This window comes from Cypionkella sp. TWP1-2-1b2 (genome assembly GCF_049896245.1).
Lineage (GTDB): Bacteria > Pseudomonadota > Alphaproteobacteria > Rhodobacterales > Rhodobacteraceae > Cypionkella.
Window position 1 is genome coordinate 87,543 of the sequence record NZ_JAFCTX010000012.1, and the last position, 12,843, is coordinate 100,385.

Genomic DNA, 12,843 nt, shown 5'->3' on the forward strand with positions numbered 1-12,843 from the left:
ATAGCCTCGGGGTCTTGCCCCGGGGCTTTTTAATTGCCACCTTGAGAGGACAATAAGGAGGATGCCAATGCCGCTCCCAACCTTTCTGGCCCTGATCTTCGGGGTGATCCTTGCCGCCGGAGCCTCTATAGCCGTGCTGCAAGTCGCGGGCCTGTCGTTTGTCTGGCTGGGGCTGCTGGCCCTGTGCCTCGCATTGTTCGTTCGCACCTTGAAATGGCACTGATCAGCGATGATCTGCTGACCGTCGAAGGTTTCGAACCTGCCCGGCAAGGCCGGGTCCTGTTGATCGGTTGCGGCGCGCTGGCGCATGAAGTTCTGGCGCTAAAGCGCTTGAATGATTGGCAACATCTCGATTTGCAGTGCCTGCCTGCCAACCTGCATTTGTATCCTGACCGGATCACTGAAGCTGTCGAGAAAGCCGTGCTGGCGCACCAGTCGGACTATGACAGTGTGTACGTCCTCTATGCCGATTGTGGCACCGGTGGACAGTTGCAGGCGAAATGCGCCGAATTGGGCGTTGAGATGATTGAGGGCCCGCATTGCTATTCGTTCTTTGAAGGCAATGCGGTGTTCGCAGCCCACCCCGACGAGTTCACCGCATTTTATCTCACCGATTTTCTGGTGCGGCAGTTTGATGCCTTTGTCTGGCGGCCGATGGGCCTTGATCGCCACCCGCAACTGCGCGACATGTATTTCGGCAATTACACCAAGCTGGTGTATCAGGCGCAGACCAATGATCCAGGCTTGGACGCCAAGGCCGAAGACTGCGCCCGACGGCTGGGGCTGGCCTACGAGCGACGGTTCACTGGCTATGGCGATCTGGCCGTTGTGATGACCCACGCGGCGGGCTAAGGCGAAACCGATTTCTGCGACAGAATAAGGCGAAACCGATTTCTGCGACAGAAATCGTGTACGGAATTTTTGAAAATTCCGGTTTGCCGGCGGGGTTCGGATTATTCCAACAAAGCGCGGGCGGCCTCGCGCGCGGCCTCAGTCACGCGGTCGCCTGCCAGCATCCGGGCGATTTCCTCGATGCGGGCGTCATCGCCCAAGGCTACCACCGTTGACAGAGTTTGGCCTTTGCTCACACTCTTTTCCACCCGCCAATGATGGCCACCCAAGGCCGCGACCTGCGGGCTGTGGGTGACGACCAGCACCTGCGCCGTACTGGCGAGGGCTTTCAGGCGGCGACCTACGGCGTCAGCGGTGGCACCGCCCACGCCGCGGTCGATCTCGTCAAAAATCATCGTCAGGCCGGGGGTATTGGCGGTCAGACACACCTTCAGCGCCAGCAGGAAACGCGACAACTCGCCGCCCGAGGCAATCTTGTTCAGCGCCCCCGCAGGCGCTCCGGGGTTGGTGGCGACGGTGAATTGCACGGCATCTGTACCGTCTGGCCCCGGATCGCCGCCCGAGATTTCGGTGGTGAACACCGCGCGTTCCATTTTCAAGGGCGCGAGTTCTGCGGCCATGGCTTTGTCCAGCCGGATCGCGGCTGATTTGCGGGCTTTGCTTAAGCCCATTGCCTCACGTTGATAGCTCAATTCCGCTTCAGCCACAGCCTTCTCCAGCTTGGCAAGTCCTGCCGCGCCGCCATCAATCGCGGCCAAGCGCGCACGGGCATTGTCGGCAAAGCCACCCAGATCATCCGCCTGCACACCATGCTTGCGCGCCAAAGCGCGGATCGCGAACAGGCGTTCCTCTAAATTCTCCAGATCACCGGGGCGGAAATCGAGCCCGCGCAGGCAGGACTCAATCCCGTCTTGCGCTTCGCCCAGTTCGACCAAAGCCCGGCCCAAAGCGGCGAGCGCGGTATCGAGGCGGCCTTCGGCTTTGTCCGCAGCCGCCTCCAGCCAGCGCAAAGCATCGCTGATCGCCCCCTCGGCCCCCTCACTCAATGCCGAATGGGCGCGCTGGACGTCGGTACGGATACGCTCGGCCCCCTGCATGGCGCGACGGCGGGTATCCAAGCTGGCTTCCTCGCCGGGTTCGGGGTTCAGCTTGTCTAACTCGGCCACAGCATGGCGCAGGAAATCTTCTTCGACCTGCGCGCGCTCCAGCGCCGCGCGCGCCACCGCCAAAGCCTCGCGCGCTTGCGCCTGCGCCCGCCAGGCACTGCGGGCGGCTGTGGTATCAAGACCTGCGAAGCTGTCCAGAAGATTGCGGTGGCCGCGCGGGTTCAGCAGGCCCCGGTCATCGTTCTGGCCATGCAACTCGACCAGAGTGTCGGACAGATCGCGCAGCACGTCACCAGACACCCGGCGATCATTGACGAAGGCGGTTTTGCGGCCATCGGCGGTGTTAACCCGGCGCAGGATCAGCTCATCGGGGTCGTCAAAGCCAGCCTCCAGCAGCACCGCGCGCGCTGCATGACCGGGGGGCAGATCAAACTCCGCCACCACTTCGCCCTGTGCCGCCCCTGCCCGCACCAGTTCCGCTCTGCCCCGCCAGCCCAGCACAAAGCCCAAAGCATCGAGCAAAATCGACTTGCCTGCCCCGGTTTCGCCGGTCAGCACGTTCAGGCCCGGAGCAAACTCCAGGCTCAACCGATCAATGATCAGCACATCGCGGATATCAAGGCTGCGCAGCATCCCCTACCCTTTGCAGAGCAACAGGCCACCTGCGCCGCAGCGCAGCGGCGTCACAACCACTCGCCCTTGATCGTTTGGCGGTAAATCTGCGACAGCCAGCTGGTGCCCTTGGCTTCCGGTGCCAGACCCTGCTTTTTCAACAGGTTGAACGCATCCTGGTAGAACGGCGAAGATTGGTAGTTATAGCCCAGGATCGCGCCTGCGGTCTGCGCCTCATCGGTCAGACCCAGCGCAAGATAAGCCTCGACCAGCCGCTCCAACGCTTCCGCCGTATGGGTGGTGGTCTGGAAATCCTGCACGACCGAGCGGAAGCGGTTGATCGCAGAAGTATAATTGCCGCGCTTCAGGTAATAGCGCCCGATCTCCATATCCTTCGCCGCCAAATGGTCGAAGGCGAGGTCGAACTTCAGCGTTGCCGATTTGGCATATTCACTGTCGGGATATTCTTCGATCACCACGCGCAGGGCTTGCAGCGCCTGATAGGTCAGGCCCTGATCGCGGCCCACCTCGTCGATCTGATCGTAATATGACAGTGCCAGCAGATAAGACGCATAGGCCGCATCTTCATCACCGGGGTAGAAATCAAGGTAGCGCTGCGCCGCAATGCGGGCTTCTTCGTATTTCTTGTTCTTGTGCTGGGTGAACGCCTGCATGATCAGCGCGCGTTTGGCCCATTCCGAATAGGGATACAACCGCTCGACCGCCTCAAAGTCCGCCAGAGCATCTTCGTTCTTGCCCTTGCGCACTTCCAGCGCCAGCTCTCCACGTTTGTAAAGCTGCTCAGCCGTCAGGCTGTCTAACGCCGCAGTATCATTCTGCTTTTTCTGTGAACAGGCGGCCAAACTGGCCACAAGCACCACCATACCCAGCATCCGCAGAGCTTTGCCCAACTGTCCGCCTGCCATCTTCCGCCTACCCCAATAACCCGCGCCGAGGGCCCCAAATATGGGGCCGCGTTCACCGCGCTTTTGCCTCTCGTAGCACAGAAAAATCGCAGGCGCAAAACGGCTTTCACGCTTTGCCGAATGGTTTTATCCGCGCAGGGGCAGATCACCACGATGAACGCCAACGCCGGGCAGCTTTCCGCCCGCAAGGCCTTCACAATCTTGCGGGGTCCAAGCGCCGGGCGTGGCAAAAAGCACGCGCAACAGGCGGTTGGTCATCGCGTGTCCAGCCCGCTCAGCCGTATAGCGGCCAAGGATCGGCGCACCCGCCAAAGCCAGATCGCCCAAAGCATCCAACATCTTGTGGCGCACCGGTTCATCCGAATGGCGCAGGCCACCGGGGGAAAGCACGCGTCCACCGTCAAACACCACAGCGTTTTCCAGCGTGCCGCCCAAGGCCAGCCCGCGCGCCTGCATCGCGATCACATCGGCGTTGCGGCAAAAGGTGCGGCTGTCGGACAATTCGCGCACGAAGGCACCGTTCGACATGTTCAGCACTTTCGATTGCTTGCCAATCGCGGCATCCTCGAAATCAATCTTGAAGTCGATCTCCAGCATGTCTGACGGTTCCAGACGGGCGAAAGCCGCGCCATCGCGCACTTCGACCGTCCGTAGAATACGGATGGCGACCACCGGGGCCGCCTGCTCAGTGATACCCGCGTTCAGGAAACCTTCGACGAAAGGCGCAGCCGACCCGTCAAGAATCGGCACTTCCGGCCCGTCAATCTCGATCAAAGCGTTGCTGACAGCTGAACCTGCCAAGGCCGCCATCACATGCTCGATGGTCGAGACGCTGGCACCCGCTGCATTGGCCACCAATGTGCAAAGTTTCGACGGCACAACCGCGTCCCAGCGCGCCGGGATCATCTCATCGCCGTCCACATCCAAGCGCAGGAACCAGATGCCGTGATCCGCCGCCGCCGGATGCACCTTCATCGTAACGGCAGCACCCGAGTGCAAGCCGAAGCCGGTAAAGACAGCCGTGGTTTTCAGCGTATTCTGCAACGGAGTTCTCCGAGACCTTCATCATCTGGCCAGACCTGTGACCGCAACAGTGATTTAAGGCGGAAGACGCATGATCTCAACTCACAGATTGTAACGGAGTGTAACAGAAAAATAATGGCGCAACTTGTTGAAATTAATGTGTTTTATCATTGCCGCCGCGAAGCGCTGCGATGTCGCATCATTTCCGCAAACGCCAGAACTCCACTTCTGGCTGTCAAACAGTCACAACATATTGTGTAAATCAGGCCAGCAAACACAAGTCGTTCCCAGCGGGGAAGAATGATAACCGGCCACCGATGCCCCGCTAAATCCAAAAGGCCCGGAAAGATCCGGGCCTTCCACAGCGGGTCAACCGAGTGCCAACCCGATTTAGTTGGCCTGACGGCGCAGGAAGGCCGGAATCTCGATCCGCTCTTGATCTGCCGACAGTTCCTGCTCGTCATCATAGGCGGTGACCGGAGGCTGTTGGCGCGCTGATTGCGGGCGTTCTTGCGGCTGTTCAGCCGCCCCGCCTGCCATGCGGTTGATCAGGCTGCCGATGCCAAAACGCGGACGCTCTGCGGGTTTCGGTGCGGGCGCCGGGGCCGCCATCCGCTGTTGCGGTCCGGGCTGACGGGCGGCACCGGCTTGCGACGGCGATTTCGACACGGCAGCTTGCAGACGGGCCAAAGCTTCGGGCGATGGGGTGCCAGCGCCGCGCGGACGCGGGGCGACAAAGCTGCCCGCGTCATTGTCCAGCGACAACGGCGCCGGAGCCTGCGCACGCGGCTGTTGCACCGGGGCTTGTTGTGCCGGGCGGTAAGCCGGAGCGGGCATTTCGTCTTCCGTCATCTCTTCGGCGCGATCATGGAAGCTGGGCTGCGGGGCGTGGAACAGATCCTGCGCAGGGGCTTGGTATTGCTGCGCCGCAACAGGCTGTTGCACCGGAGCAGGCGCTGCCGCTTTCGGCTCGGGTGCCGGAACAACTGGCGTCAGCGGCTGCGCCATCGAGCGGCGGGTGGCGGGCATCTCAGCCCGGTTTTGGCCAACGTCGATGCCAGTGGCAACCACGGAAACCCGCAGCGTGCCTTCCATCGAGGTATCCAAGGTGGAGCCGACGATGATATTGGCGTCAGGATCGACCTTTTCGCGGATGATGTTGGCGGCCTCATCAAGTTCAAACAGCGTCAGATCATAGCCGCCGGTGATGTTGATCAGAACACCCTTGGCACCATGCAACGAAATCTCATCCAGCAATGGGTTGGCGATGGCTTTCTCGGCGGCTTCCACAGCGCGGTTGTCGCCGGTAGCCTCACCGGTGCCCATCATCGCCTTGCCCATCTCATCCATCACCGCGCGCACATCGGCGAAGTCGAGGTTGATCAGGCCGGGGCGCACCATCAGGTCGGTCACACCCTTAACACCTTGATACAGCACATCATCTGCCATCGCGAACGCGTCGGTAAAGGTGGTGCGCTCATTCGCCAGACGGAACAGGTTCTGGTTCGGGATGATGATCAGCGTATCGACAACTTTTTGCAGCGCGATGATGCCGTCTTCGGCCTGCTTCATCCGCTTGTTGCCCTCAAACTGGAACGGCTTGGTGACAACACCCACCGTCAGCACACCCAATTCGCGCGCCGCTTGCGCGATGATCGGCGCAGCCCCGGTGCCAGTGCCGCCACCCATGCCGGCGGTGATAAAGCACATATGCGCGCCCGCCAGATGATCAACGATTTCTTCGATGGTTTCCTCAGCCGCAGCAGCTCCAACGGTCGGACGCGCGCCTGCCCCAAGACCCTCGGTCACCCGCAGGCCCATCTGGATCTTCACCGGCGCGTTCGATTGTTGAAGCGCCTGCGCGTCGGTGTTGGCGACAACAAACTCGACCCCCTCAAGGTTCTTCTCGATCATGTTGTTGACGGCATTGCCGCCAGCACCCCCGACGCCAAACACCGTGATACGCGGCTTAAGCTCATCGCGCGCCGAGGCCATGATCAGATTCAATGCCATTTTTATCCGCCTGTTCTTATTACGCGGGCTGCCGCCGCCGGTTTGCTGTATCGGTCTTCCCCTACCTGTCCCGAGGCAGAGTGTGCCGAATTATCCTCAATTCTATCCACAGATAGCCCGAAGGTCACGCAAAAAACACACAAGCCCCACAAAATATGGGGCCAGTGTTGCTGATATTAGCGGTATTTCGCCAATGTTACCGCATTTAGCGGATTACCAGTTGTCCTTAAACCACCGGAAGGCGCGTTTCAGCGATCGCGCCGGGTAACGTTCGGTCGGAATGTCGAAATCCCACCATTCGTCTTGCGGATGGGCTGCGAACAAACACAGCCCCACGGCGCTGGAAAACGCCGGTCCGGTCGCCGCTTGCGGCAGCCCCTGCACCCGCAAAGGGCGACCCATGCGAACACGCTGGCCAAGGATTCGGCTGGCCAACCCATCCAAACCGGGGATCTGGCTGGCACCACCCGTCAACACGATCTGCTGGCTGGGCAGGCTGTCAAAACCCGCCGCATCCAGACGCGCGCGGACTTCCTCAAGAATTTCCTCGACCCGAGGCCGCATGATGCCGATCAACTCCGTGCGCGAAATCTGGCGACGGTCTTTCTCCCAATCGCCCGAATCGCCGCCCATCTCGATCATCTCGCGGTCGTCCATGCCCGTGGCATGCACGCCGCCGTGTTTGGTCTTGATCCGCTCGGCCACCACCAGCGGCACTTGCAGGCCTTTGGAGATATCCGACGAGACGTGATCGCCGCCCATCCGCACGCTATCGGCGTAGATCATGTGCTTTTTCATGAAGATCGAGATGCCCGTGGCACCGCCGCCCATATCAACACAGGCAGCGCCCAGTTCCTGCTCATCCTCAACCAAGGAAGAAATTCCTGAAACATAAGCCGAAGACGCAATCCCCGCCAATTCCAGATCGCAGCGCTTGATACAATACAGCAGGTTCTGCACCACGCTCGCATCGACCGACAGCATATGCAGATCGCAGGCCAGACGGTTGCCGATCTGCCCACGCGGATCGCCCAGACCCGAGCGGTGATCCAAGGCGAAATTCACCGGCTGCGCGTGCAAAATCTCGCGGCCGTCGCCGAAATCCGGCACATCGCAGGCGGCCAGAACGCGGGCCACGTCTTGCTCGGTCACCACCGAATCCTGCAATTCCCATTCGCCCGCAAGGCCATAGCTGCGCGGCTCTGCCCCCGAGAAACAGGCGATCACATGATCAACCCGCACATTCGCCATCTTCTGCGCAGCCTGAACCGCCGTACGAATGGCACGCTCGGTTTCATTCATCACCGCGATTTCGCCAAACCGCACGCCGCGCGAACGGGTGGTGGCAGCGCCAATCACCCGGAAGCTGGATTGCCCGGCCATCGGGCCGACGCCATCCTGATCGCGCTCATCTTCAATGCCGTCAAACCGCAGCACCAGACAGGCGATCTTCGAGGTGCCGACATCCAAAATCGCCACCACACCGCGCTGCATTGCCGCGCGCCGCATATGGCGCATCGCGCGTTGGGATTGGTAAAGGTCTGTCATAATCCGCTCTCCGTTACCGGTGCCAGCCCTTGCGCGCGGCGGACTTCGTTCATCGCGAACGGAGCCAGCCGGATCGCCGGGCGGTCTTGATTTCTTAGGTCTATCGAAAGAATGTCACGCTCTAACAGTTTGTCGGCGGCGTTCAGGGCCAGCAGATGTTCCACTGCAGCCACCGGGTTCACCGATGGCAGCATGATGCGCTGATCGCGATCAAGGATCAGATCCCAGCGGCGCGCACCAACCCGGATCAGCCCACGCACGCGGGACGCGATCGGCTGAGCGGTGTCGAAAATCGCCAAAGCCTCTGGCAACGCCGCATCCGCGCCGATCCCCGCCACCAGCGGCAAATCGCCTCGATCCGCACGCGCCGACAGCCCCGCGACGCGGTGGCCGGTGGCATCGAGCAGCTGCAAACCCACAGGGCCGCGCCACACCACCACCGGCACGCGCTCGGTCACGATCACTTGCAGCACGCCGCCCGAGCGCACGCGCAATTCCGCAGAGGCCACGGCATCCAAAGCCTCGGCGCGGGCGCGCAACGCGGTCATATCCAGATCAAATGAGGATTGCGGCAGCTTCAGTGCCAGCTTGGCACGTACCGCATCGGTCAGATCGCGCGAAGCCCCCTCAATCGACAAAAGCCCAACCCGAAACTCGGGCCGCTGTTCAAATTTGCTGCGCAGATCGACAAAGCTTTGCACAATCGCCGCGCGGCGGGCGTCGCTGTACAGCACTCCAGCGGTAATCAGCGCCACCACGGTCAGCGGCAGACCCAGACGGCAGACCACGCGGAACAGCGGCGTCAGCCACAGCCGCTGCATGCGGTATTGCCAGCGACTTGGCGCGGGATCGCGGCGGATGCCGTTGGCGGGAAGCGCACGACTGCGGCCTAGCGATTGCATGAGGCGTCCTCCACGATCCAAGCACAGAACGCAGGGAAAGAGATGCCCAGATGACCCGCCTGTTCCGGGGCCAAAGAGGTCGAGGTCATCCCCGGTTGGGTGTTGGTTTCCAGCAGAATCAACCCCGCCAGCCCGCGCGCTTCATCCCAGCGAAAATCGGTGCGGCTGACGCCACGACAGCCCAACGCATTGTGGGCGCGCAGGGCGTAATCAAGGCAAGCGGCGGTGATTTCCTGCGGTACGTCAGCGGGCAAAACATGCCGCGAGCCGCCGGCTTTGTATTTCGCATCAAAGTCATACCAGCCGTTGGTGATGATGTCGGTGACGCACAACGCCCGGTCCCCCATCACCGCACAGGTCAACTCGCGTCCTGGCGCATAGGTTTCCACCATCACTCGTTCCGGCATGGTTTCCGCCAGACGCGGCGCGTTGCTGCCTTCGCGGACGATGTAAACCCCAACCGACGAGCCTTCGTTGTTCGGTTTCACCACATAGGGCGGCGGCAGGATATGGCCTTTGCTGACATCTTCCCGCGCCGCGATCACCGACCGTACGGTCGGCAGACCTGCGCTGGCAAAGACCTCCTTAGCCTTCGCCTTGTCCATCGCCAAGGCCGAGGCCAGCACGCCGGAATGGGTGTACGGGATTTTCAGCCATTCCAAGATACCCTGGACGCAGCCATCCTCGCCCCAGCGGCCATGCAAGGCGTTGAAACAGACATCGGGTTTGATTTCAGCCAGCCGTGCGGGCAGATCGCGGTCGCAATCGACCTCAACCACCTGATACCCAGCTTCCCGCAACGCGGCCGCGCAAGCACGACCCGAGACCAATGAGACTTCCCGCTCTGCGGAAGGCCCACCCATCAATACCGCCACTTTGGAAGCCGCTTTTGATAAGCCGCCCGCCATGTACTGCCTCATCCAGACCTTTGTTGGTCCATGATATTGTTATTTATGCGGTGCGTTCACCGACCCGCATAATTTCCCACTCTAGCGTGATACCGCTCTGTTGGAAAACCCTTTTTCGCACTTCCTCGCCTAAATCTTCGAGGTCGGCGGCGGTGGCCCCGCCTATATTGATCAGGAAGTTAGAGTGCATCGGCGACATTTGGGCCCCGCCCAGCGTAAAGCCGCGCATCCCCGCATCGTCGATGACTTTCCACGCCTTCAGATCATGGCTGTCATCAGCGCGGCCTGTGCTGGAATGGCCGACCGGGTTGCGGAAAGTGGACCCCGCCGAGCGGTCTTTCGTGGGCTGGCTGGCATCGCGTTTGGCGATCTGATCCAGCATCCGCGCCTCTAGCGCCGCTGGATCACCCTGAGCCGCGCGAAAGCTGGCTTGGGTGATCACCCAGCCCTCGGGCAACTGGCTTTGACGGTAGGCGAGGTGCAGATCGGCGGCGGGGAGTTCGACTATTTCGCCCTGCCGCGTCACGCAGCGCACCGAGATCAGATGATCCGCCACATAAGAGCCATAGCAGCCCGCATTCATCTTGACCGCGCCGCCGATCGAGCCCGGAATGGTGCGCAGGAAGGTCAGATCAAGGCCAGCCTCCGCCGCCTTGCGCGCGACATGGGCATCCAAGGCCGCAGCCCCCGCCGTGACGGTGCCCGCGCAAGCAATACCATTAAACCCCCGGCCCAGCCGGATCACCACGGCGCGTAACCCGCCATCCCGCACGATCAGATTGCTGCCCACGCCCATCGGGAACACCGGAATGGTTGGGTCTAATGCAGCAAGGAATTCACATAAATCCGCCTCGTCCGCAGGCTGAAACAGCCAATCCGCAGGACCGCCGACGCGCAGCCAAGTCAGATCCGCCAAAGAGCGATGCGGTGTCAAGGTGCCGCGCACCGGGGGAATGGGATATGTCATGCCCACCTTTTAGGCGATTTGCGGCCAGCCTCAAGCCCGAACGGGCCTCAAGCCCCCACGCGCGCCCGAAGCCAACGCCACAGATACCTTAGCGGCCAACGCAGCACCGATCCTGCAGCGATTAGAAACGCCAGCCCCCACCATGGGCCATTTTCGTAGATCAGCCAAATCAACAGCGGCATCCCCACCGCGATCAGGCAATAGGCGTTGCGCCAGTGGTAATCTTTGCTGGGCAGCATCCCGATCAGATTGGCCGCAACCAGCCACATCAGCCCGGCGACCAGCGCGGTCATTTGCGCAAATCCGGCGGCAGTTCGACGGGCAATCCCAAACCCCGCCGCGCGAAATACAATAGCGGGCGGCGGAACATCGACAGGAACGCGAAAAGCCCCACCACAACCCACAACCAACCATGCGCAAGACCGATCCACAGCAGCAAAACCGGGGCCAGCACCAGCAATGTCATCCCCGGCACCATTTGCTGCTTCATCGGCAGCAGTGCGGTGATCGTCGCCGCGATCACCCAAAGGCAGCCCATGATCAAGGGCAGACTCATGCGACTTTGCCCGTCAGCCGCGCGGGCAAGCCATTCGCCCAAGCCGAGATTGACCCGGCACCCAGACAGACCACCATATCGCCCGGTTGCGCCTGCTCGCGCACCAGCCGCGCCAGATCGGCCTCATCGGTGATGGCGCGGGCGTGGCGGTGGCCGTGGGCGATCAAACCTGCAACGAGATCATCGCGCGAGGCCCCCGGAATCGGTTCCTCGCCTGCGGCATAAACCTCGGCAATCGCCACCACATCGGCCTCATTGAAACAGGTGCAGAATTCATCGAACAGGTTCGACAGCCGTGAATAACGGTGCGGCTGATGCACGGCGATGACTCGGCCTTTGGTCGCTTGCCGTGCGGCTTTCAGCACGGCGGCGATTTCCACCGGATGATGACCGTAATCGTCGATGATCGTCACACCGTTCACTTCTGCCACCTTGGTAAAGCGGCGGTTCACCCCGGCAAACCCCGCCAAAGCCTCACGAATTTCGTCTTTCTTCATGCCTAAGTGCCGCGCCACCGCAATCGCCGACAGGGCGTTCGAGACGTTGTGATCGCCCGGCATCGGGAGGATGCAATTCTCAATCACCGCGCCTCGTCCATTTTCATCGGGCCCTTCGCCCTGCAACGCCACATCGAAATGCGCGACGCCATTGTCATAGGTCAGATTGATCGCCCGCACATCGGCTTGGGCATTAAACCCAAAGGTCACCACACGGCGGTCGGTGACTTTACCCACCAAGGCCTGCACTTCGGGGTGGTCGGTGCAGCAGACCGCGAGCCCATAAAACGGCACGTTGGTGACAAAATCGTAGAAGCCCTTCCGCAAAGCGTCGAAGGTGTGCCAATGCTCCATATGCTCGGGGTCGATGTTGGTCACAATCGCAATCGTCGCGGGCAGGCGGTTGAACGAGCCATCCGACTCGTCGGCCTCAACCACCATCCATTCACCCGCCCCGGCGCGGGCGTTTGATCCGTAGGCATGGATCACCCCGCCGTTGATCACGGTCGGATCAAAGCCGCCCTTGTCCAGCAGGGTCGCCACCATTGTCGTCGTCGTGGTTTTGCCATGGGTGCCTGCAATCGCGATGTTGCTGCGCAGCCGCATCAGTTCCGCCAGCATTTCGGCCCGCCGCACCACCGGAAGGCCACGCCTGCGGGCTTCCTCCAGCTCCGGGTTGCCCTTTTTGATCGCCGACGAAATCACCACCACCGCCGCTTCGCCAATGTTCGACGCCGCCTGACCTTCAAAGAACACCGCCCCCAACGACACCAGCCGATCGGTGATCTTGCTGGCCTTGGCATCCGAACCCTGCACCCGGAAGCCTTGCGTCATCAGCACTTCGGCGATGCCCGACATGCCAATGCCGCCGATGCCCACAAAGTGGATCGGCCCCAGTTCCATCGGAAGTTTCGTCGCGTTCATCGTGTCATC

13 protein-coding genes are annotated in these 12,843 nt (G+C 61.4%); 2 read left to right on the forward strand and 11 right to left on the reverse strand.

The features are described from left to right. Window positions 1-67 precede the first annotated feature (67 nt). Both ACP7AP_RS10150 and ACP7AP_RS10155 read left to right on the forward strand, forming a co-directional pair. On the forward strand, window positions 68-223 hold the full coding sequence (locus tag ACP7AP_RS10150; RefSeq protein ID WP_426034092.1) for a hypothetical protein: 156 nt from the start codon (window positions 68-70) through the stop codon (window positions 221-223). Continuing rightward, window positions 214-852: a DUF1638 domain-containing protein gene (locus ACP7AP_RS10155; RefSeq protein ID WP_426034093.1), complete on the forward strand. Its 639-nt coding sequence runs from the start codon at window positions 214-216 to the stop codon at window positions 850-852. The genes ACP7AP_RS10150 and ACP7AP_RS10155 overlap by 10 nt, the downstream gene beginning before the upstream one ends. Before the next feature lie 101 nt (window positions 853-953). On the opposite strand, the gene recN is transcribed toward ACP7AP_RS10155, so the two are convergent. The 11 genes from recN to murC all read right to left on the reverse strand — a co-directional run bounded on the left by recN (window position 954) and on the right by murC (window position 12,834). Further along, entirely contained in the window at window positions 954-2,591 is a 1,638-nt protein-coding gene (recN, locus tag ACP7AP_RS10160) for a DNA repair protein RecN (protein WP_426034094.1), read from the reverse strand. A 50-nt stretch (window positions 2,592-2,641) separates the two neighbouring features. Continuing rightward, window positions 2,642-3,496: an outer membrane protein assembly factor BamD gene (locus ACP7AP_RS10165; RefSeq protein ID WP_426034095.1), complete on the reverse strand. Its 855-nt coding sequence runs from the start codon at window positions 3,494-3,496 to the stop codon at window positions 2,642-2,644. A gap of 126 nt (window positions 3,497-3,622) precedes the next feature. Next, window positions 3,623-4,540, reverse strand: coding sequence for a UDP-3-O-acyl-N-acetylglucosamine deacetylase (lpxC, locus tag ACP7AP_RS10170; RefSeq protein WP_426034096.1), 918 nt, complete (start codon window positions 4,538-4,540; stop codon window positions 3,623-3,625). A 369-nt stretch (window positions 4,541-4,909) separates the two neighbouring features. Beyond that, window positions 4,910-6,532 (reverse strand): cell division protein FtsZ, encoded by a 1,623-nt coding sequence (gene ftsZ, locus ACP7AP_RS10175; protein WP_426034097.1) that lies wholly within the window; start codon window positions 6,530-6,532, stop codon window positions 4,910-4,912. 213 nt (window positions 6,533-6,745) lie between these two features. After that, window positions 6,746-8,080, reverse strand: coding sequence for a cell division protein FtsA (ftsA, locus tag ACP7AP_RS10180; protein WP_426034098.1), 1,335 nt, complete (start codon window positions 8,078-8,080; stop codon window positions 6,746-6,748). After that, entirely contained in the window at window positions 8,077-8,982 is a 906-nt protein-coding gene (locus ACP7AP_RS10185; protein WP_426034099.1) for a cell division protein FtsQ/DivIB, read from the reverse strand. The genes ftsA and ACP7AP_RS10185 overlap by 4 nt, the downstream gene beginning before the upstream one ends. Next, on the reverse strand, window positions 8,970-9,890 hold the full coding sequence (locus ACP7AP_RS10190; protein WP_426034100.1) for a D-alanine--D-alanine ligase: 921 nt from the start codon (window positions 9,888-9,890) through the stop codon (window positions 8,970-8,972). The genes ACP7AP_RS10185 and ACP7AP_RS10190 overlap by 13 nt, the downstream gene beginning before the upstream one ends. Before the next feature lie 43 nt (window positions 9,891-9,933). Beyond that, complete coding sequence (gene murB, locus ACP7AP_RS10195; RefSeq protein ID WP_426034101.1) at window positions 9,934-10,857, reverse strand: UDP-N-acetylmuramate dehydrogenase; 924 nt, start codon at window positions 10,855-10,857, stop codon at window positions 9,934-9,936. A gap of 47 nt (window positions 10,858-10,904) precedes the next feature. Next, window positions 10,905-11,150 carry a DUF2484 family protein gene (locus tag ACP7AP_RS10200; RefSeq protein WP_426034102.1) on the reverse strand — a complete coding sequence of 82 codons (246 nt, stop codon included), beginning with the start codon at window positions 11,148-11,150 and terminating at the stop codon, window positions 10,905-10,907. Continuing rightward, on the reverse strand, window positions 11,147-11,413 hold the full coding sequence (locus tag ACP7AP_RS10205; protein ID WP_426034103.1) for a DUF2484 family protein: 267 nt from the start codon (window positions 11,411-11,413) through the stop codon (window positions 11,147-11,149). The genes ACP7AP_RS10200 and ACP7AP_RS10205 overlap by 4 nt, the downstream gene beginning before the upstream one ends. After that, a complete protein-coding gene (gene murC, locus ACP7AP_RS10210; protein WP_426034104.1) occupies window positions 11,410-12,834 on the reverse strand; it encodes a UDP-N-acetylmuramate--L-alanine ligase in 1,425 nt (474 codons plus the stop codon). The genes ACP7AP_RS10205 and murC overlap by 4 nt, the downstream gene beginning before the upstream one ends. Between the last annotated feature and the right edge of the window lie 9 nt (window positions 12,835-12,843).